At 65.0% G+C, this 19,274-nt stretch carries 16 protein-coding genes and 1 pseudogene; 7 read left to right on the forward strand and 10 right to left on the reverse strand.

Annotated features, from left to right (window positions below):
* Positions 1-25 precede the first annotated feature (25 nt).
* Genes pilQ through C4900_RS14600 form a run of 5 tightly spaced genes read right to left on the reverse strand, consistent with a single transcriptional unit; the run spans position 26 to position 5,356 of the window.
* The gene (gene pilQ, locus C4900_RS14580; RefSeq protein ID WP_065971356.1) at positions 26-2,608 is read right to left on the reverse strand and encodes a type IV pilus secretin family protein; all 2,583 of its coding nucleotides are present in this window, start codon (positions 2,606-2,608) and stop codon (positions 26-28) included.
* Between the two features lie 12 nt (positions 2,609-2,620).
* A complete protein-coding gene (locus tag C4900_RS14585) occupies positions 2,621-3,112 on the reverse strand; it encodes a pilus assembly protein PilP (RefSeq protein ID WP_065971357.1) in 492 nt (163 codons plus the stop codon).
* A 2-nt stretch (positions 3,113-3,114) separates the two neighbouring features.
* Positions 3,115-3,717 carry a type IV pilus inner membrane component PilO gene (locus tag C4900_RS14590; protein ID WP_065971358.1) on the reverse strand — a complete coding sequence of 201 codons (603 nt, stop codon included), beginning with the start codon at positions 3,715-3,717 and terminating at the stop codon, positions 3,115-3,117.
* A gap of 2 nt (positions 3,718-3,719) precedes the next feature.
* Positions 3,720-4,295 carry a PilN domain-containing protein gene (locus C4900_RS14595; RefSeq protein WP_065971359.1) on the reverse strand — a complete coding sequence of 192 codons (576 nt, stop codon included), beginning with the start codon at positions 4,293-4,295 and terminating at the stop codon, positions 3,720-3,722.
* On the reverse strand, positions 4,292-5,356 hold the full coding sequence (locus C4900_RS14600) for a pilus assembly protein PilM (protein ID WP_065971360.1): 1,065 nt from the start codon (positions 5,354-5,356) through the stop codon (positions 4,292-4,294). The genes C4900_RS14595 and C4900_RS14600 overlap by 4 nt, the downstream gene beginning before the upstream one ends.
* Before the next feature lie 150 nt (positions 5,357-5,506).
* Here C4900_RS14600 and C4900_RS14605 point away from each other — a divergent pair, with 150 nt between their 5' ends.
* The 4 genes and pseudogenes from C4900_RS14605 (at position 5,507) to C4900_RS14620 (ending at position 10,981) form a co-directional block, all read left to right on the forward strand.
* Positions 5,507-7,909, forward strand: coding sequence for a penicillin-binding protein 1A (locus C4900_RS14605; protein ID WP_114283329.1), 2,403 nt, complete (start codon positions 5,507-5,509; stop codon positions 7,907-7,909).
* Between the two features lie 55 nt (positions 7,910-7,964).
* Entirely contained in the window at positions 7,965-8,537 is a 573-nt protein-coding gene (locus C4900_RS14610) for a hypothetical protein (protein WP_170132555.1), read from the forward strand.
* 93 nt (positions 8,538-8,630) lie between these two features.
* A pseudogene (argS, locus tag C4900_RS14615) lies at positions 8,631-10,363 on the forward strand (arginine--tRNA ligase).
* 54 nt (positions 10,364-10,417) lie between these two features.
* A complete protein-coding gene (locus C4900_RS14620) occupies positions 10,418-10,981 on the forward strand; it encodes an SPOR domain-containing protein (RefSeq protein WP_147267201.1) in 564 nt (187 codons plus the stop codon).
* Positions 10,982-10,993: 12 nt separating this feature from the next.
* On the opposite strand, the gene C4900_RS14625 is transcribed toward C4900_RS14620, so the two are convergent.
* From C4900_RS14625 to C4900_RS14645, 5 genes are read right to left on the reverse strand one after another with little or no spacing between them, the layout of a single operon-like run.
* The gene (locus C4900_RS14625; protein ID WP_114283332.1) at positions 10,994-11,875 is read right to left on the reverse strand and encodes a sulfurtransferase; all 882 of its coding nucleotides are present in this window, start codon (positions 11,873-11,875) and stop codon (positions 10,994-10,996) included.
* A 15-nt stretch (positions 11,876-11,890) separates the two neighbouring features.
* The gene (gene cynS / locus C4900_RS14630) at positions 11,891-12,334 is read right to left on the reverse strand and encodes a cyanase (RefSeq protein WP_065971315.1); all 444 of its coding nucleotides are present in this window, start codon (positions 12,332-12,334) and stop codon (positions 11,891-11,893) included.
* Positions 12,240-13,196, reverse strand: coding sequence for an ABC transporter ATP-binding protein (locus C4900_RS14635; RefSeq protein ID WP_114283333.1), 957 nt, complete (start codon positions 13,194-13,196; stop codon positions 12,240-12,242). Before C4900_RS14635 ends, cynS begins: the two co-directional genes overlap by 95 nt.
* A 2-nt stretch (positions 13,197-13,198) precedes the next feature.
* Positions 13,199-14,029, reverse strand: coding sequence for an ABC transporter permease (locus C4900_RS14640; protein ID WP_065971317.1), 831 nt, complete (start codon positions 14,027-14,029; stop codon positions 13,199-13,201).
* Positions 14,029-15,255 (reverse strand): ABC transporter substrate-binding protein, encoded by a 1,227-nt coding sequence (locus C4900_RS14645; RefSeq protein WP_170132556.1) that lies wholly within the window; start codon positions 15,253-15,255, stop codon positions 14,029-14,031. The genes C4900_RS14640 and C4900_RS14645 overlap by 1 nt, the downstream gene beginning before the upstream one ends.
* A 311-nt stretch (positions 15,256-15,566) precedes the next feature.
* Here C4900_RS14645 and C4900_RS16960 point away from each other — a divergent pair, with 311 nt between their 5' ends.
* The 3 genes from C4900_RS16960 to C4900_RS14660 all read left to right on the forward strand — a co-directional run bounded on the left by C4900_RS16960 (position 15,567) and on the right by C4900_RS14660 (position 18,981).
* Positions 15,567-17,144, forward strand: coding sequence for a sigma-54 interaction domain-containing protein (locus C4900_RS16960; protein WP_114283335.1), 1,578 nt, complete (start codon positions 15,567-15,569; stop codon positions 17,142-17,144).
* A 127-nt stretch (positions 17,145-17,271) separates the two neighbouring features.
* Entirely contained in the window at positions 17,272-17,814 is a 543-nt protein-coding gene (locus tag C4900_RS14655) for an OsmC family protein (protein WP_114283336.1), read from the forward strand.
* A 9-nt stretch (positions 17,815-17,823) separates the two neighbouring features.
* Positions 17,824-18,981, forward strand: coding sequence for an acyl-CoA dehydrogenase family protein (locus C4900_RS14660; protein WP_114283337.1), 1,158 nt, complete (start codon positions 17,824-17,826; stop codon positions 18,979-18,981).
* Positions 18,982-19,274: the final 293 nt, after the last annotated feature.

A 19,274-nucleotide genomic window follows, 5' to 3' on the forward strand; every position in this document is an offset into this window, starting at 1 on the left:
GTTATGCCAGCATGAGGGCCATAAATCAACCGGATTGCAGAGACAAGGACGGCGCGAGGATGCGCGGCGTCAGGAAAATGAGCAGCTCCGAACGCGTGTTGTTGACCAGGGTATTGCGGAACAGGGAGCCCAGCAGCGGCAGGTTCCCCAGGAACGGTACCTTGGTCACCGTGCGCAGACGGCTGTTTTGATAAATGCCGCCGATCACGACCGTCTGGCCATTGTTGACCAGTACCTGGGTCTTCAGGCTCTTCTCGTCTAGGGTCCCCGCAACCGCATTCGCAAAGCTGTTGTCGGTGATCTTCACGGTCATGATGATACGGTTGTCGGGCGTGATCCGGGGGGTCACTGACAGACCCAGGACCGCCTGCTGGAGCATGCTCTGGCCGAAACCGAGATTAAAGAACTGCTCCTCGCCCTGTTTGATGTCGGCCTTGCGGTCATTGGCGGTGATCAGGCGCGGGCTCGATATGATCTTGCCCTTGTTTTCCGCCTGCAAGGCCGAGAGCTCGAGATTTAAAAGATTGTTGCTGGCGATCTTGGCGACGGTCAATGCAAAGGTCGCCGGTAGGGAGCTGCCGACGCCCACCGAGGGCAGATTGACGTTAAACGCCCCTATGCTCGTATTCGACAACGTGCCCGCGGTGCTGGAGGGCAGGCCCGGGGCGGTCGACTGGCCGGACCCGGCGCACTGTGCCGCCGGACAGCTCGAGATCGAGGTCGACGGTGTGCTGTAGGAATAATTGAGACCGAGCTGCGCCCCGAGGCTCTTGTTGAAGCCGTCGTTGGCCTCCACCAGTCGCGCCTCGATCAACACCTGACGCACCGGGCGGTCGAGCTTCGCGATCAACCGGCGTATGGCGCGGACACGCTGCGGGGTATCCTGGATGATCAGGGAATTCGTGCGCTTGTCCACGGTCACCTGACCGCGCTTGGACAGCAGCGAGGTCGATTCCGTGGTCTGCTTGCTGTAGGTCACCGAGCTAAACGGCATATTGCTCGTCTGCGCACCAACCGTGCGCGTGGACTTGAGGAGCGCGGCGATATCCGAGGCCTTGGCGTAATTCATGCGGATCAAGACCGTCTCCAAGGGCTCGAGCTTGCGGGCCTCAGCGCGCGCCTTGAGGCGCGCCTCACGCTCCGCAGCCATCTGCGCGGCCGGCGCCACCAGGATGATATTGCCGCGCCGCTCCATGCCGAGGTTCTTGGTCCGCAGGATGAGATGCAGGGCCTGCTTCCAGGGGACGTCGTGCAGCTCCAGCGTAAGGGTCCCGTGGACGGCGCTGCTCGTCACGAAATTCAGGCCGCTGAAGTTGGCGAGTACCTGCAAGGCGGCGCGTACGCCGATGTGCTGAAAATCGAGCGAGATCTTGCGGCTCGCGTATTTGTTCTTCTTACGCTCGAGGACCCGGTAGGCATGCCGGGAGACCGGTGTCACGCGCATCAAGAAGCCGCGCTGGGCCTGATAGCCCATTTGCGTGTAATGGCCGTAGGTGTGCAGGATCATGCGCGCCGAACGCCCATCCTGGAACGTGCGGATGGTATTGATGGGGGTGGCGAAGTCGGTCACGATGAGCTTGCGCTGTTCGGCCTTGGGGACCGCCGTGTCGTGGAAGGTGAGGATGATGCGATGGCCGCGGTTATGGACGCTCACCGCCACGTTCGAACTCGACAGCTTGATCTGCACCTTACCGGCCCCGTCACGGCCACGATGGAATGTGATCGCGCGCAGCCGATAGCGCGGGCGATGATTCGGTCCGGGCGGCAGGACCGGGGTCTTGGGTTTGGGGATGGCGGCCTGCGCGATATGGGTGTTGGGGCTCGCGACGATGACGTCTATGGCGTGCGGTCTCACGTAGGCCCGGTAGGCGGCGGGACTCACCAGACGGATCACGATGCGGGTCATGCCGTTGGCCTCGACCGCGGCCACATTGCGGACATCGCCGGCGCCCACCTGCAATTCGCCAAGCGAAGGCTTGATGACGGTATGGGGGACGTCGAGCACCACCATGGCGGGCTTGGTCAGCACGAAGGCCGAGGGTGCCTCGGGACGCTTCGTGGTCACCAGATGGAGCTCGATCCTGTCCCCCGGAAACGCAAAATAGCTCAATTTTTGCAGGACGTTCGGGCCATTGGCGGCCGCGTTGACCACCGCCGGCTGGGCCTTCACCGCCGGCTGGGCCGCGGGGCGTGCCGCAACCGACTGGGTCACCGGGGTGTTTGCGGGCACCACGCCTGTGACCCCGGTCAGCACCGCCTCGTAGCCGTAGGAGGTGCGCGTCAGATGCATCCGTCCGCGCTTCGTCAGCAACACATCGACATCCACCCCGTGACCGTGGTCGGCGAGGTATGGATAGACCCCCTTGACCGTGCCCGATCCGGAGAGATCCCGGACATGGGGCCCAAGCGTGGTACGGCGCAGGTGGACGCGCAAAAGCCGTCCGTGGCGCCTGACCTCGAGTCGCCCGCGGCGATGGCCGCTGATCGTAAGCCGCAGGGCCGGCTTGCCGGCCGCAGTGGTCCAGGAAAGCCCGGTGAGGGTGGCGGCCCCAGCCATGGCGAACGCGGAGAGCGCGAAGGCGATGGCGGCGAGCTTAAGTCTGATCATGGTGGGTTCCCTTTACTTGATAACCAAGGTGACGGGCTGCTTTACCCAGCCCGTCGGGCCGGCGACGGTTTCCACGAGGTGAATCTTATGGGCGGTGATGCGCACAACCTTGCCGTAGTGTTCGCCCATGTAACTGCCGACCTGCACGCGGTGGGTCGAATGGTCAGGGGTCCTGACCAGGGCCCACAGCTTGGGGCCGGCGGACAAGGTCCCGACCATCGTGAGGGCGTCCAAGGGGAAACGCTGCAGCGGGCCCTTGGGGAGGTGGCGATCGGGATTGGGGCCGCGACCCGGCAGGCGCATGGCAAACGGCTCGAACGGATCGATGTGGTGATGCATCTTAAACGCCACGATGTGCGGGGCCGGGATCTTCGGGACCGGCTTGACCGGGGGACGGTATCCGGCATCGGCGGTGGCGACGAACTGCTGGAGGCGTGCCATGCCTCCCCCCCCGGAGCATCCGGCAAGCAGCGCGCAGGCCACGGCCATGAACGATAGACGCATCCTCATTTCTTCGTATACCGGTGCTTGAGATAACGATAGGTCCTGGCGGTCACGGACATCGACAGAAAGTCCCCCTGCTTGGCCGTGACCTTGACGTCACCGAGCGTCACGATGCGCGGCAACGCGGCAATGTCGCCCACAAAATGGCCGAGCTGCTCATAGGTCCCGGCGACCGTAAGCGCTATCGGGAGCTCGGCATAGAAATCCTTGGGTACCTCTTTTTCGGGCTTGAACAACGCGAATTGCAGACCGCTGCTCTTGCCCGCCTGCGTGACCTCGGTCACGAACTCCGGCATATGGGTCGTGTTCGGGAGCTCCTGCAACAGCCCCCCGAACATGACCTTCATCTTCTTCATCTGCTGCTCGTAGGCGGGCAGTTGCGCGGCCTCCATCTTCTGTTGCAGGAACTGCTGCTTGAGCGCAACCTCCTGGGTCCTTAGGCCATCATAGGTGTGGATCTGCCCGCTTATGAAAAACCAGTAGCCGGCGAGCAGCAGCAATACGCACGACACACCAACGCCCACGACCTTGACGGAATACGGGGATGCCGCCAGATTGTTGAGGTCGACGCCCTTCAGATCCTCGATCGTCTGCCGCCAATCCACGGCTATGCCCTCCCCGCCACGGGCTTCTTGACGGGCGCCATGCCCTTGCCCTGCGCAGTCAACGTAAAGAAACTCAAATGCCCAGTGCCACTCCTTTTCACGGTGATGACATCCAGGACCGGGTTCGTAAACCACGGCGAGGTGGCCAGATTGCGCATGAACTGCGACACACGCTCGTTGGACTGGGCGACGCCGGAGATCGTGAACGACTCGGCCTTCTGCGCAAGAGACGTGAGATACACGCCGGGAGGGACATCGCGCGCCAAGCTGTTGAAGCTATGCACGATCATCATGCGGTCCATCTGCAGCTTCTGAATGACATGCATGCGCGCCAGTAACGCCGCGCGCTTCTTCTTGATCAAGGCAATCTTATGGATCTTGGCCGCCATGAGCGTCATCTGCTGCTGCAGATAGGCATTGCGCGCCTGCTGATGGGCCACCACATCGCCAAGCTGCATATGGATATAGAACAGCACGACCAGAACGCCGGTCCAGGCCAGCGCCGCGTCGCGAATGAGCCGCTTGTCGAGCTCCTTGCGGCGCTGTTCACGCCACGGCAGAAGATTGAGCCGCATCATGGATCAAAGCTCCGCAGCGCGAGCCCACAACTGACCATCAGGGACGGGGTCTCGTTGGCGAAGACCTGCGGCTTGATGCGTGGCGCGAGCGTCATGCCGGCGAATGGATTGGCGATCGCCACCGGCACACCCACACGTGCCGCCAGCAGCTTTTCGACAGCCGGGATCTGCGCGCAGCCACCCGCGAGCAACATGAGATCGACCTTGTTGAAAGGGCTCGAGGAGTAGAAGAACTGCAGGGAGCGCATGACCTCCTGGCACAAGGCCTCGAGGAATGGCCGCAGCACCTCGGACTGGTAGTTCTCGGGGAGCCCGCCCTGCTTCTTGGCGAGCCCCGCCTCCTCATAGGAGAGCCCGTAGCGCCTCTGGATCTCCTCGGTCAGCTGACGCCCCCCGAAACTATGCGAGCGGATATAGACCGAGCGATTATTGTGCATGACATTCAGCGTCATGCTCGTCGCGCCGATGTCGTAGACCGCGACGGTCTTTTCCATGCCGCCGCCCGCCATGTGCTCCGCAAGGAGGCCATAGGCGTTTTCCATCGCATAGGTCTCGAGGTCGACGATGACTGGTTGGTAACCGTGCGTCTGGATGACCGCGAGGTAGTCGTCCACCACCTCCTTGCGGCACGCGGCGATCAGGACCTCCACCTCCTCGGCGTTGTCCTCGGTCGGCCCCGTCACCTGGAAATCGACATTCACCTCATTGAGCGGGTAGGGGATGTGGTGTTCGGCCTCCATCTCGATCTGCGTCTGGAGCTCCGACTCGCTGAGCGCCGCGGACATACGCGTGGTCTTGCAGATCGCCTGGCTCGCCGGGACCGACACCGCAACGCGTTTTAATTTTGTCCCGCAACGCTTCATAGCGCGATCCACGGTCGCGCCCACCTGCTCGATATCCGCAATCGCGCGCTCTATGACCGCATTTTGCGGCATGGGCTCCACGGCGTAGCGTTCCACGCGATACTGGCTCTGATTACGGCTCAACTCCAGGACCTTAACCGACGAGGTACTGATGTCCAGGCCGACGAGCGGCGGTTTTTTGCGGTTGAAAAGACGCAATTTCCTCCCTTTTTCCGGAACTTATGCCCGGTACGTCGCTCTTTAGATGAGCTGCCATGAACTATAGATCAGGGATTGGCGGTATGCCAATGCTTTGGCCTTCTCACGTTTACCCTTATACTGGAACGCATCCTGCTGGTTTGAGAGATTATGGCCCCTTCATCTACGTCTGGCGCGCCCCTGAAACGCCGGCTCGGGTTCCGGTTGCTGCTCGTTTTCTTCGGACTCTTTGCAGCCGGGGTCCTCGCAGCAACCGTGACGGCGATCGTGCTCGCACCCACACTGCCTCCCGTCCACAACATCCTGCGCAAACACCTGAAGGCCCCCCTGCAGGTCTTGGCCCGTCACGGACAATTGATTGCCGAATTTGGCAACGAGGAGCGCATGCCGGTGACCCTCAAGCAGGTCCCGCCCGCCCTTATCCAGGCGGTGCTCGCGGCCGAGGACCGCTCCTTTTATACAAACCCCGGGATCGATCTCCTCGGAATCGCCCGCGCCGCGTGGGTCGATATCGTCACCGGACGCAAGGCGCAAGGCGCGAGCACGATCACGATGCAGGTCGCACGCAATTATTTCCTGAGCCCGCACAAGACCTTCACGCGCAAGATCAAGGAGGTCCTGTTGTCGTTCAAGATCGCGCGGGAATTGACCAAGAACCAGATCCTCACGTTGTATTTGAACAAGATCTTTCTCGGCAATCACGCCTACGGGTTCGAGGCGGCGGCGCACGTATATTATGGTAAGCCCCTGAAGGCCCTTGATCTCGCACAGCTCGCGATGCTCGCGGGCCTCCCGCAGGCCCCATCGCTCGACAACCCGATCGATCATCCGCATAACGCCCGCGCCCGCCGTCACTATGTGCTGACGCGCATGCTGGCGCTGGGAGACATCACCAAGGCCCAGTACGCGCAAGCCGACGCCGCACCGATCGCGACACGCGCACACACCATCCACTATCATGTGGACGCCCCCTATGTCGCGGAGATGGTCCGCGAATACATGATCAAGCATTTCGGGAAAAAGAAGACCTACGACGGTGGTTACCGGGTCTATACGACGATTGGGGCCCGGGAGCAGGAGGCCGCCGATCAGGCCGTCGAAGACGGCCTACTCGCCTACAACATTCGTCACGGCTACTATGGCCCGACCGCGGTGGTACCGGTGACTGCCACAACCTCCCGGCACCGCCTGCGCCGCGACCTGCGCCACTACACCACGGTCGGCGGGCTTGTTCCGGCGATCGTGACCGCCGTCGGCTATCACTCGGTAACAGCCTACGACCTCGACCGCCGTACCGTGCACATCGGGTGGCAGGGGCTGTCGTGGGCGGCGCGGTTCATCACGGTGAATGCCGAAGGGTATGCACCCCAGCAGGCGAGTGACATCCTGAAGGTGGGCGATGTCATCTACGTGCACCATGTCGGTCCGGGCGTATGGGCGCTGTCTCAGATCCCCCGTCCGTACGCCGCGCTCGTGTCGCTGCGGCCGCACGACGGTTCGATTGCGGCCCTGGTCGGCGGCTTCGACTTCTATTACGACAACTTCAACAATGCCACCCAGGCCTACCGCCAGCCGGGGTCGAGCTTCAAGCCCTTCGTGTATTCGGCGGCCATCGCCAAGGGCTACACGGCGGCGAGCCTGTTCAGCGGCGCGCCGATCGTCGCTTTGAGCGGCGCGCACGGCGAACTGTGGCGGCCCCACAACTATTCGGACCACTTCCGCGGCCTGACACGCATGCGCGTAGGCCTCGCGCAATCGATCAACCTGGTTTCGATCCGGGTCCTGCGCGCCGTGGGCATACGCTATGCCGTGCATTATGCGGAGCGCTTCGGCTTCAAGGCCTCCGCGCTCCCACACAGCCTCTCGCTCGTGCTGGGAAGCGCGACCCTCACACCGCTCGAGATGGCGCGCGGTTATACCGTGTTCGCGAACGGCGGCTTCAGGGTACGCCCGTACTTCATCCGCAAGATCGTAGACGAGCGCGGCAAGACCATCTGGCGCGCCAAGCCCCTGGTCGTGCCGCCGCCACCGGGCGCCAGTGTCGCGATTCACGGCACGCCGCACTTCGCGGTCCAGGCGATCAGCCCGCAGAATGCCTTTATCATGACCAGCATGATGCAAAGCGTGATCCGCTCGGGGACCGGACAGCTGGCGCTTTCCCTAAAGCGCATCGACATCGCCGGCAAGACCGGGACATCGAACCACGAACGCAATGCCTGGTTTTCGGGATTCAGCCCCTATCTCGAAACCACCGTGTGGGTGGGCTTCCCGGTCCCGAAATCCCTCGGCCATTATGAAGTGGGGGCCCACGCGGCGCTCCCGATTTGGGTCCAATACATGGGTGCGGCATTGGCGGGGAGGCCGGATACCCCGTTTGCCAGGCCGCGCGGTATCGTAACGGCCATCATCAACCGTCATACTGGACTGCCCTGTAGCAAGACGAACCCGGCCGCGATGCGCGAGTATTTCATAAAGGGAACGGTGCCCAAGAAGGGGGGGCAACGGGGTGTGCCCGGGCCCGCGCAGAGCGTTCGCAGCAGCGGACTCTTTTGACATGGGACGCCATACACGCGCCACCAGGCCGCGCGGTCGCGCGGCCGAGGCGGCGGTGCGACAAAAGATCGTGATCGAGGCCGCGCGCATCATGGCCGAGGATGGCGTTCGCGACTACCAGACCGCGAAACGCAAGGCTGCCCATCGCCTGAACCTTCCCGAAGACAAGAACTGGCCGGGCAATGCCGAGATCGAGGCCGCCCTGAAACAACATCTTGAACTTTTTCAGAAGGACTCGCGGGCGGTGGTGCGCGAGTTGCGCGCCAATGCCCTGGAGGCGATGACGCTGTTGCGCGACTTTTCCCCGAAACTGGTGGGCGAGGTCCTAAGCGGCGCGATCACGCGCTTTCCCGAGGTCCAGCTGCATCTGGCCGCCCCCGCGCCGGAGGATCTGGGCCTGTTTCTGGACGGCCATGGGATCCCGTACGTCATGGAAGAACGACGGTTGCGCTATAACGATGCGCGCACGGCATTGGTGCCGGTATTCCGGTTCGTGGCCGGAGAGACCGGGTTTGCCCTTTATGTCCTAAGCCTGGAGGCGATACGCGAGCTCCCGGTCTCGCCGATCGACGGCCGACCCATGCATCGAGCCGGCATTCGCGAACTGGAAGAACTGCTCGGATCGTAACCGGGAGACGGCGTGGCCGTGCGCTGGGCGCCCGCCCTTGCGCGGCGGCGCCCCGCCTCTATAAGATGCGGCTTCTCTGCACAGGATCTTGACGTGAAACGCGCCCTCGCCGCCCTTTTCCAGGACACCGTAACGACGCTCGTCGCCCAGGGGCGTCTGCCGGCAGGCCTGCCGGCCCCCGAGATCGCGCGCCCCCGCCAGGACGGCCACGGCGACTTCGCGACCAACTTCGCGCTCGCCGCCGCCAAGGCCGCGGGTCGCGCCCCGAGGGCGCTCGCCGAGGAACTGAAGAGCGCCCTCGGGGGTCGCCTCTTATCGAGCGCATCGAGATCGCAGGCCCCGGCTTTCTCAACGTGTTCGTGGCGCGCTCCGCATTCCACGAGGTCGTACGTGCCGTGCTGCGCGAGCAGGAGGCTTATGGGCGGCTTGCGGCACGACCCGGCAAGATCCTCATCGAATTCGTGTCGGCCAACCCCAATGGGCCGCTGCACGTCGGTCACGGCCGGGGCGCGGCCTATGGAGACTCGCTCGCCCGCCTGCTCGCATGTGCCGGCCATGAGGTGGAGCGCGAATACTACGTGAACGACGCCGGCCGCCAGATGGACATCCTCTCGCTGAGCGTGTGGTTGCGCTACATGGAGGCCGGCGGCGAGGAGATCGTTTTTCCACAGAGCGGCTACCGCGGGGCCTATGTGGCCGATATTGGGCGGGCCCTGGCGCGCGCCTTGGGCGATGGCCTGCAGCGCCCGATCGCAGACATCCTGATCGCCCGCCCCGACCTCGACGCCGACGCGCTCATGGACGCCTGGATCGCGCGCCTGAAAGAGGCCCTCGGTGCGCAATACCGGATCGTGCATGCCTTTGGCCTGGATGCGATGCTCGCCGACATCAAGGAGGATCTGGCGGCATTCGGCGTACGTTATGATCGCTGGTATTCGGAGCGGGGCCTGGTGGAAAGCGGGGCCGTGGAGCGCGCATTGGCGCGCCTGCGGGCAAGCGGCGAGGTCTATGAGAAAGACGGGGCGCTGTGGTTTCGCGCCACCCGCTACGGCGACGAGAAGGACCGGGTCGTGGTACGAGAAAACGGCGTGGCCACCTACTTCGCATCCGATATCGCCTATCACCTCGAAAAGTGCGAGCGCGGCTTTACCGCTCTCATCGACATCTGGGGGGCCGACCACCACGGCTATGTGCCGCGCGTGAAGGGGGCGCTTGCGGCCCTCGGGGAAGACCCCGACCGCCTGCAGGTCCTGCTCGTCCAATTCGCCATCCTCTACCGGGGCGGCGAGCGCGCACAGATGTCCACGCGGAGCGGGGATTTCGTGACGCTAAGGGAGCTACGCGCCGAGGTCGGCAACGACGCCGCGCGGTTCTTCTATGTGCTGCGCAAGAGCGAGCAGCACATGGACTTCGATCTGGACCTCGCCAAGTCACAGTCCAATGACAATCCCGTTTATTATGTGCAGTACGCCCATGCGCGGATATGCAGCGTATTCCGCCAGCTCGGTGAGCGCGGTCTGCCATCACCAGACCTCGCCCACGCCGACCTGACCCTGCTCGATGCCCCGCAAGAGCATGTGCTCCAACGGACCCTCGGGCGCTTTGTCGATGTCATAGATGAGGCCGCCGCGGCCCGCGAGCCCCATCAGATCGCCTACTATCTCCGCGACCTGGCGGGTGACCTGCACGCCTACTATAACGCCCAGGCATTCCTGAGCGTCGATCCGCCACTGCGCGACGCGCGCCTGGCGCTGATCGCGGCGGCCCGTCAGATCCTTGCCAACGGCCTTAGCCTGCTCGGGGTCAGCGCCCCCGAGGTCATGTAGGTGGCCGACCGGCGCCGGCGCCCGGGGGCACGGTCCGGGGGTGGCAGGCCGTGGGTGGCGGCGGGGGTTGCGCTCATCACGGGCCTTCTCGTGGGGCTCCTGATTGCGCATCACGTCCGCAAGGCCCCGCCGGCGCGGCCGGCAGTCGCGACCAAGCCGGTCCATGCGCCCATTACCGTGCTGACGCCACCGCCGGCCCCCAAACCCAAGGGGCCGGCCCCGGGCCTGCCGGCCGCCACCCAGTTCGACTTCTACACCATCCTCCCCGAGATGCATGCCACCGCGCGGCCATTAACTCGGCACACCCAAGGGGTGGCGGCCGGCGCGCAGGCGCCCCCGACGAACAACGCGGCGCCGCACGCTGCGTCCATCGTCAAGGGACGCTTCATCCTGCAGGCCGCCTCGTTTCCCGATATCGCCGATGCCAGCCGGTTACGCGCCGAGCTCGCGCTGCGCGGCCTCGGATCCTATATCGAAAAGGTCAGCATCAGTGGGCGCGGGGCCTTTTACCGCGTCCGTATCGGGCCCCTGCGACGCACCGCGATCGCGCACGCCCGCCATATCCTGGCACGTCTCAACCTGAAGCCGATCCTGCTACGCGAGGCGCGCGGCAACTAGGACCGATGGGCCTTAAGCGGTCACCGCCAGGCCGGCCGACGGCGGCGATGCGGCGATGCCGGGGACGATCGGCAAGGTCGCGTCACGTGACCACTCGTTCCAGGAGCCGAAATAGACCCTGACACGCGCGATACCCGCCTCATGCAAGGCCACGAGCGCGTTCGAGGCGCGCGCACCCTTGAAGCAATAGACAATCACCTCGGAATCGGGCGTGATCCCGACCTCGGCGCACGCCGCGCGGATCTCCGCCGCCGGACGAAACCAGGCGATCGCCCCTTCGCGCTCCTCCATGAGCCGATACCATTCGATCCACACCGCACCCGGGAGACGCCCCTTGCGTGGACAAAAGTCGACGCCGTAGGGTGATGAGCTTGCGCCCTCCCACTCATCCCGGTCGCGGACATCCAGGATCGCGACCTCGGGGCGCGAGAGCGCGGCAAGCACCTCTTCCTTGGTCGCCATGAACGTCTCGAAGGCAGGCCGCAGGGGAAAGACCTGCGGCTTTACGGGTGGCGCATCGACGCTCACTGGCAGACTGGCCTGCAGCCATGCACGATAGCCGCCATGCAGGACATGGACGCGACCATAACCGAGGGAGCGCAGCAGAAAATAACCACGGCAGGACTGCCCATAGCCGGTATTCATGGCATCCTCGTAAATCACGGCGGTCTCGGCCCCGGAAAGGCCGGCCGCGCCGAACAGGGCGGCAAACCGGGTCGCGAGATCGGTGAGTCCGGCGGGATCGGAGGTGGCGAGATAGGTGAAGATGTCGCGAATGTTCACCGCCCCGGGGATATGGCCGGCGGCATAGGCGGCCGGGTCGCGGGTGTCGATGATCACCCGGGGCCCGGGCAGCGATGCGAGATCGCGGGGACTTACGAGTATCGGCATCATGGAACCTCCTTGTGTCTACCAGACGCGGTAGGGTAAAAACTTCCCGTTCATCGTGACCTTGATGCGATCACCCTTGGGGTCGGCAACGCGCTCGATGGCCATCTCGAAATCGATGGCGCTCATGATGCCGTCGCCGCACTTTTCGTGGATCAAGGCCTTGATAGTGGTGCCATAGACCTGCAGGATCTCGTAAAACCGATACAAGAGCGGATCCACCGGCACGAGCGGATCGAGCGAGCCCTTGGTCGGGCTCTCGCGCAGCAGGGTCTGGGCCTCGGCGTCCAGGCCCAAGGCCTGCGCGGCGGCCCGAGCCTCGGCCTCACCCATGCCCATCTGGCCCAGCAAGGCGGCCGTGGTCCACACCTCACTGCGTCCCACCTTCTCCGCCAAGGCCTTGAAGCTGAGGCCCTTTTGGCGCTTGGCCTCGATGATACGTTCCGTTACGTCCGATCTTGTCATGACTCGTCTCCTGGTTGGGGGCATCAACGCCGGACGCGGCCACGCCGCGAGCCGACCCAGACTCGGGGGCGGACCCGTAAACGGCCGGGTGTTCGAGAAGGATGTCGAGCAGGCGATGGCGCAGCGCCGCGTAGCCGACCTCGCGATGTAAGGTCGCGGCGCGCCGCGCCCGAGCAAGCCCCACTGGGATGATCTCGGCACGCGCGCCCACGGGCGCCCCGCGCATGAACAGGATCATGTCGCCGAGCAGGATCGCCTCGTCGACATCGTGGGTTACGACCAGCACCGTCTGCGTCAAGGTCGCGCACAGATCGAGCAGCTCATCTTGCAGACCCGCGCGCGTACGGGGATCCAGGGCACCGAAGGGTTCATCGAGCAACAGGACCTTGGGCTCTATGGAAAGCGCGCGCGCCACGCCTACCCGCTGACGCATCCCTCCCGATAATTCCGCCGGACGCCTGTCCAGGACTGGCAGTAGATCGACGAGCCCCAGGTAGCGCAGGCAGTGTGCGCGCACACGTTCGCGACTCCACCGAGGCCAGCGCGCCTTGACCGCGAAGCGCACGTTGTCGAGCACGCTCAACCACGGAAACAGCGCATGGTCCTGAAAGACGAGTCCGCGGTCGAGCCCGGGACCGCGCACCTCGCGGCCATCGACGAACACAGCCCCGGCGTCGGCCGACTCGAGGCCAGCCACGAGGCGCAAAAGCGTCGATTTTCCACAGCCCGACGGTCCAAGCACACAGGCGATCTGACCGCGCGCCACCGCCAGATCGATGCCCGCCAGCACCGGCGTGGGCCGGGCATTCGGTGCGCCATGGGTCTTTTGCAACCCCTCGATCCTCAAAAAGGCCTCGGACATACTCATGTCTCGTAGGAGACGCGCTGCGCGAGATGCGCAAACAGCGCGTCCAGCGCCATGCCCACTACGCCTATGAGAAAGATCGCGACGAGCACGCGGCTTAGGGAAAGATCGTTCCAGGAATTCCACACGAAAGCGCCGATCCCGCGTCCGCCGACGAGCATCTCGGCGGCGACGATGACAAGCCAGGCGATACCCATGGAGACGCGCATGCCGTTGACGATGGCCGGCGCGCACGCCGGAAGCAGTACCGACAAGGCCAGACGCAGGCGGCCCGTCTCCAGACTGCGCGCGACCTCGATCCAGGTGGACGGCACCGCCGATACGGCGTGGCTCGTCGCCAGCAACATCGGCCACAGGGCACAGATGAATATCACGAACACCGCGGAGGCATCGGCACCCTTGACCGTATAGAGCGCAAGCGGCATCCACGCCAGCGGAGAGATGGGGCGCAGCACCTGAATAAAGGGCGCCAGGGCGCCTCGCCACAAGGGCGACATGCCAATGACAAAGCCCAAGGGCAAGGCCACCGCGGCGGCGCACACAAAACCCAAGAGCACACGGACAAGCGACAGCCCGAGTTGGAGCAGGATGCCGGAGCGGTTCGGGCCACGATCCCGAAATGGGTGCGTAAAGACATGGCGCGCCGCGCGCCAGACGCGCCCGGGCCCCGGAAAGGCCGAGGCCTCGGCGCGCGGGGCCATAAGCGAGGCATACGCGCCGGGCCGCGCATGGATGGGGGCCGGCAGAGTCGCGACATACCAGAAAAACAGCAGGATCGTCGCGAGGGCGAGACTCACGGCCGCAGGACGCCACGTCGTGCGCGGCCCCATCAGCGCCTCCCATCGGCCAGTGAGGCGAGATAGGCGCGCGGCCTCGCGGGATCGAAGGTGCGACCCATGATCCGGAAATCGGGGGCCTGGGAGGCGGGCTGCGCATAACCTTGCGCGCGCAGCATACGCGCGGCATCTGCGGCCAGGTACACCTGTCGCGCGATGTCCTGGTAGCGCAAGTGACGATGGACATAACCCCAGCGCTTCAACTGGCTCAAGATCCACACCGCCATGGCCGGATAGGGATAGGGGGCGAAGTCGATGCGGTCGGGGACATCGCGCACATGGCCCAGGCCGTCGGCGAAACGCCCGGTCAAAACCTGGTTTACGACCGTGGCGGGTTGATTCAAGTATCGCGACGAGGCGAGTGTCGCGACCATCCCCGGGCGGTTGGCGGCCGGATGGGCAAACTCGGCGGCCGCTATCAAGGCGCGTGTCACGGCCGCGAAGGTCCCCGGCGCCTCGCGCACCAGATCGCTTCGCACCGACAGGGAACAACAGGGGTGACCATCCCAGATGTCCAGGGAAAGCGTGTGAATATAACCGAAGCCATCATACACGGCGCGCTGATTGAAGGGCTCGGGACCGAGAAAACCATCGATATTGCCGGCGCGCAGATTGGCGACCATATCGGGCGGCGGCATGACGCGTAAGGTCACATCGCGGGATGGATCGAGGCCATAGTGTGCTATGTAATACCGCAATAAGAGATTGTGTATGGAATAATCGAATGGGATCGCGAAGCGCATGCCCTTCCACGTCCGCGGATCGCGGCGGTTCCTATGGCGCAGATGCAGAGTTATGGCCTGGCCGTTTATGTTTTGCAGGGCCGCGCAATCCACGCCCACCCGCGGCGATCCCACCCCCATGGACATGGTGAGCGGCATCGGCGCGAGCAGATGCGCGACCTGCAGGCGACCGGCAGCCAGGCGGTCGCGGACGATGGCCCAGCTGGTAGTCTTTTCGAGGGTGACGGCAAGACCCTCGCGCGCAAAGCCGCCATGCGCATGGGCCATGATAAGCGGCGTGGCGCACATGATGGGGAGATAGGCGATGCGGACATGCTTGTGCTCGGGCGCGGTCCGATCCCAAAGCATGGCCTCGGCGGCACGGTAGGGAAAGAGGCTTGCGACCACCGCGAGTAGGCCCTGCGCCCCCAGACTCTTCAAGAGCGCGCGACGCATACCGCTGTGCGGATAAAGCGCCCGCAGCACGGACTCAGCCACGGGATCGGCGCCCGCATGCGGCGCATGCGCACCAATATGAGACTTATGACACGCGTCGTGACCCTGCGGTCTTTGCGGATCAGGATCGGGATACGGTCGGCCTGTGTCACATGTCATGGGGCGCTCGCCTCGAGTCGGACAGGACGGAAAAGAGCAAGTCTCATGCCAGGGCGGCGTCGGGCCACGCGTGAGCGAGACCGCCGGACGCATGGGATGTGGCGGGCCAATGTTCGACACTTTGTCGACTCTTTGCCAAATCGCGCACGCTTTATGCATGGCCGCCAGGGATACCAGAAGATGGAGAACGGGTCATGGATAGACGGGCGAGCGACAAGGGATGTGAGGACCTGCGCGAACAGGAGGCGCTGTTTGTGCGCCAAGCGGCGGGCCTGCTCGGGCGGGGCCTGGAGGCGCGGATCGCCCTCTACGAGATTCTCCATCTGCTGTCGGAACTCGTGGGCCTGAACCGCGGACGCATCGTCCTGCGCGACGACGATGGGCGCGGCGTGATACGACATGCCTACGGACTGCGCCGCGACGAAATCGCACGCGGCATCTACGCCTCCGGCGAGGGCGTCACCGGCAAGGTGCTGGGGAGTGGGCGCACGATCATAGTGCAGGACATCAATGACGACCCCGACTACCTGCAGCGTGCGGTACCGCGCGCCCGTCTGCCGACCGGCACCGTATCCTTTATCGCGCTGCCCATCTCCATGGGCGGCCGGATCGTGGGCGTGCTGGGGGTGCATAGGCTGCGCGAGCGGTGCCGACCACTGGCCGCCGACCTGCAGATCCTGAACACCGCCGCGGCCTTCATCGGCCAGATCATCCACACAAGCGAGATGGTCCCAGGGCGCGCGATGCGTGGCGATGCCGGGATCAGCGAGGCACCGGCGATCCCGGGCGCGCCCGCGACGGCGCCTTCGATTCACGGCATCATCGGGGCCTCACAGCCGCTGCGCGCGGCGCTCGCCCGCACCGACCGCGTGGCGCGCTCGGACGCCTCGGTGCTCATGCTGGGCGAATCCGGGACCGGAAAAGAACTCTTCGCCCGTGCCCTGCATCACATGAGCGGCCGTCGCGAAGGACCGTTCGTGCGCGTAAACTGCGGGGCGATACCGGAAAACCTATTCGAGTCGGAGCTGTTCGGTCATGAACGCGGGGCGTTCACGGGCGCCCACGCCACCTCCATCGGGCGTTTCGAGCAGGCCCACGGCGGCACGCTGTTCTTAGACGAGGTCGCCGACATCCCGCTGCCCTTGCAGGTGAAGCTGCTGCGCGTCCTGCAGGAGCGCGTCGTCGAGAGGCTTGGCGGCCGGCGCGCCATTGCCGTAAACACGCGCATAGTGGCGGCTACCAACGAGGATCTGCAAGAGTCGGTGCGCGCCGGACGGTTCCGCCTGGATCTCTTCTATCGCCTGAACGTGGTCCCCATCCGACTGCCGGCGCTGCGCGAGCGCCCGGACGATATCCCGCTGCTCGTCGACTTCCATATGCGCGAATTGTCGCGCGCGCACGGGCGCGCCATGCGCATCACGCAGGCGGCGTTGCGGAGACTGGCGGGCTACGACTGGCCAGGCAACATCCGCCAGCTGCGCAATGTCGTCGAACGTCTGGTGTTGTTGGCCGACACCGATCTCATAGAGATCGGCGAGGTCGAGCAGGCCCTGGCCGGGGAGATGACGCCGGCCGTGCCGGACGCCGCACCGGCGGGCCTCGTACGCGCCTATGGACACGTCGCCGAATACGACGCCGCACACATCCGTGATGCGCTGCAGGCCGCTCGCGGCAACAAATCTCAGGCCGCGCGTCTGCTGGGCTTGACTCTTCGACAGTTCACGTACCGGTTGAAACGTCTACGCCTCGAATACGTGCCGCCAGATTGTTGACAATTTGCGCGACACATCGCGCCCGCCATCCTTCGCAGACGACACGGCGCGCGGGTTTGCGTGCTGGCACGGGAATTGCCCCATCGCACAGTGCGAATGTTCGCATCCCCATAGAAAGGAGCCGTTTATGCCCGAAACCCTAAAAGCCGCATGTGCTGCCGCGCTGCCCCCGGTGGATAGCGAGGCCCTGGCCGCCCTGGCGGCGCGCGGCAAGGCCAACCCCGAGGCGGTCGTGACTCTCAAGGCGCGCACCGTGTGCGAGGGAAAGTTTCGCAACCTCACCTACATCCGCACGCTCCCGCCACACGTGATCGACGAGCCCCCTCACCTGCTCGGCGACGACACCGCCCCCAACCCGTCGGAGGCGGTGCTCGCGGCCCTGGGATCATGTCTGTCTGTGGGGATACAGGCCAATGCCGTCGCCCGTGGCATAACCCTGCGCCGGCTCGAGGTGCGGCTCGAGGGGGACATCAACGTGACCTCCGTCTGGGGGGTCGGTGATCTTTCGCCCAAGCCGCTCGGCTTCACCGCGATACGCGCCACCTTCGTGCTAGAGGCCGACACCTCGCGCGCGGCGCTAGAGGACCTGGTGGCCCACGCCGACGCGTGGTCACCGGTCGCCAATACCCTGCGTAACCCGGTGCCCGTAGCCGTCACGCTCGCTGACTAAGGGGGTCCGATGACCGATGTGCACGAGGATGCCAGACGGACCGACGCCCCAATGGCCATGGGGGACGAAGGAGATCTTGCGCGCCTGCGGCGCTTGGTGGCAGACCAGCTTCCCGGTCTGGCACCGAGGATCGATAAGGAGGGCTACCACCCGCAGACCTTCCTGCGCGATTACGGACGGGTCTACGGCTTCGGACACGCCGTCGATCACGGCTACGGAGGGCGCCCCGGGGGCCTGAAGGGGGTGATCACGGGCATGGAGGCGTGCTCCGAGCACTGCGTCTCGACGGGCTTTCTTGTGTGGTGCCAGACATCGTGCGCCTGGTATCTGCAAAAAAGCGGCAACACGCCGCTCAAACGCCGCCTGCTGCCCGCGCTCTGCTCGGGGCAGCAGGCGGCCGGCACCGGTTTGTCCAATCTCCTGAAGGCCCGATCGCAACTCGAGCCCCTGCGGTTACGCGCCGTCGCCGTGCCCGGCGGTTACCGCATCCACGGCACCCTCCCGTGGGTGTCGAACCTGGCCACCGGAGCGGTGTTCGCGGTGGCCGCGGCAACCTCTGGCGGGACCTTGATGGCGCTTGCGCGCGTCGGCGCGCCGGGCCTCACGCTGCGCCGCGCCGGGCCGTTCTGCGCGCTCGAAGGGACATCGACCATGAGTTGCCGGTTCGACGACGTGTTCCTCGCAGACAGCGAGGTGATCGCCCCAGACGAGGGGTTCGACGATTACTTCGCGCGCATGCGCGCGGGGCTCATATTGGCGCAGATGGGCATGGCGCTCGGTCTGGTCCAGGGGGCACTCACCCTCATCGACGAGACGCACTCGGCGGCGCAACCCGCCAATGCCTTTATCGAGCACCAGCCGGAGGACCTGCGCGAACGGCTGCGCGCCTTGCGCGCCGAGACCCTGGCGGCCGCCGACGGGCTCGACGGGGGTGCGCCCGGGCGCTTCGACGAAATCCTCGCGATCCGCGCGCGTGGGGCACGCCTGGCCCTGGACGCCGCGCACAGCGCCCTGCTGCATTGCGGTGCAAACGGTTACCTTGCGCACCATCCCGCCCAGCGGCGCGTGCGCGAGGCGTACTTCGTCGCGCTGGTCACGCCCGCCCTGAAACATCTCACCCGCGAGATCGCACTCGCCAAAAGCGGCGATCCTTTGCCCGCCGCCTGACCACACCCTGCCCTCCACGACCGCGGCGCGGGCTGCGGCCTTGCCCGCGCACACCCCGCACCCGGCGACCCGAATCCGGCCGAATGACGGAGGCGGACTGGCAATTTTGCCCTCGGATGCAAAATCAAATTGCATTAGCGGAAAAAGATGCCTATGATTCGCCCGATTCCACGGCACCGAAGGCGGCCGCCATTCTCTGTTAGCGATCCCATCGCTCTCAGGCCTAACGCTGACCGGGTGTGCACGGGAGCTACTTCAACGGGACTGCCTTAGACGAAGGTCTGGGGGTTCCT

The organism is Acidiferrobacter thiooxydans (genome assembly GCF_003333315.1).
GTDB lineage: Bacteria > Pseudomonadota > Gammaproteobacteria > Acidiferrobacterales > Acidiferrobacteraceae > Acidiferrobacter > Acidiferrobacter thiooxydans.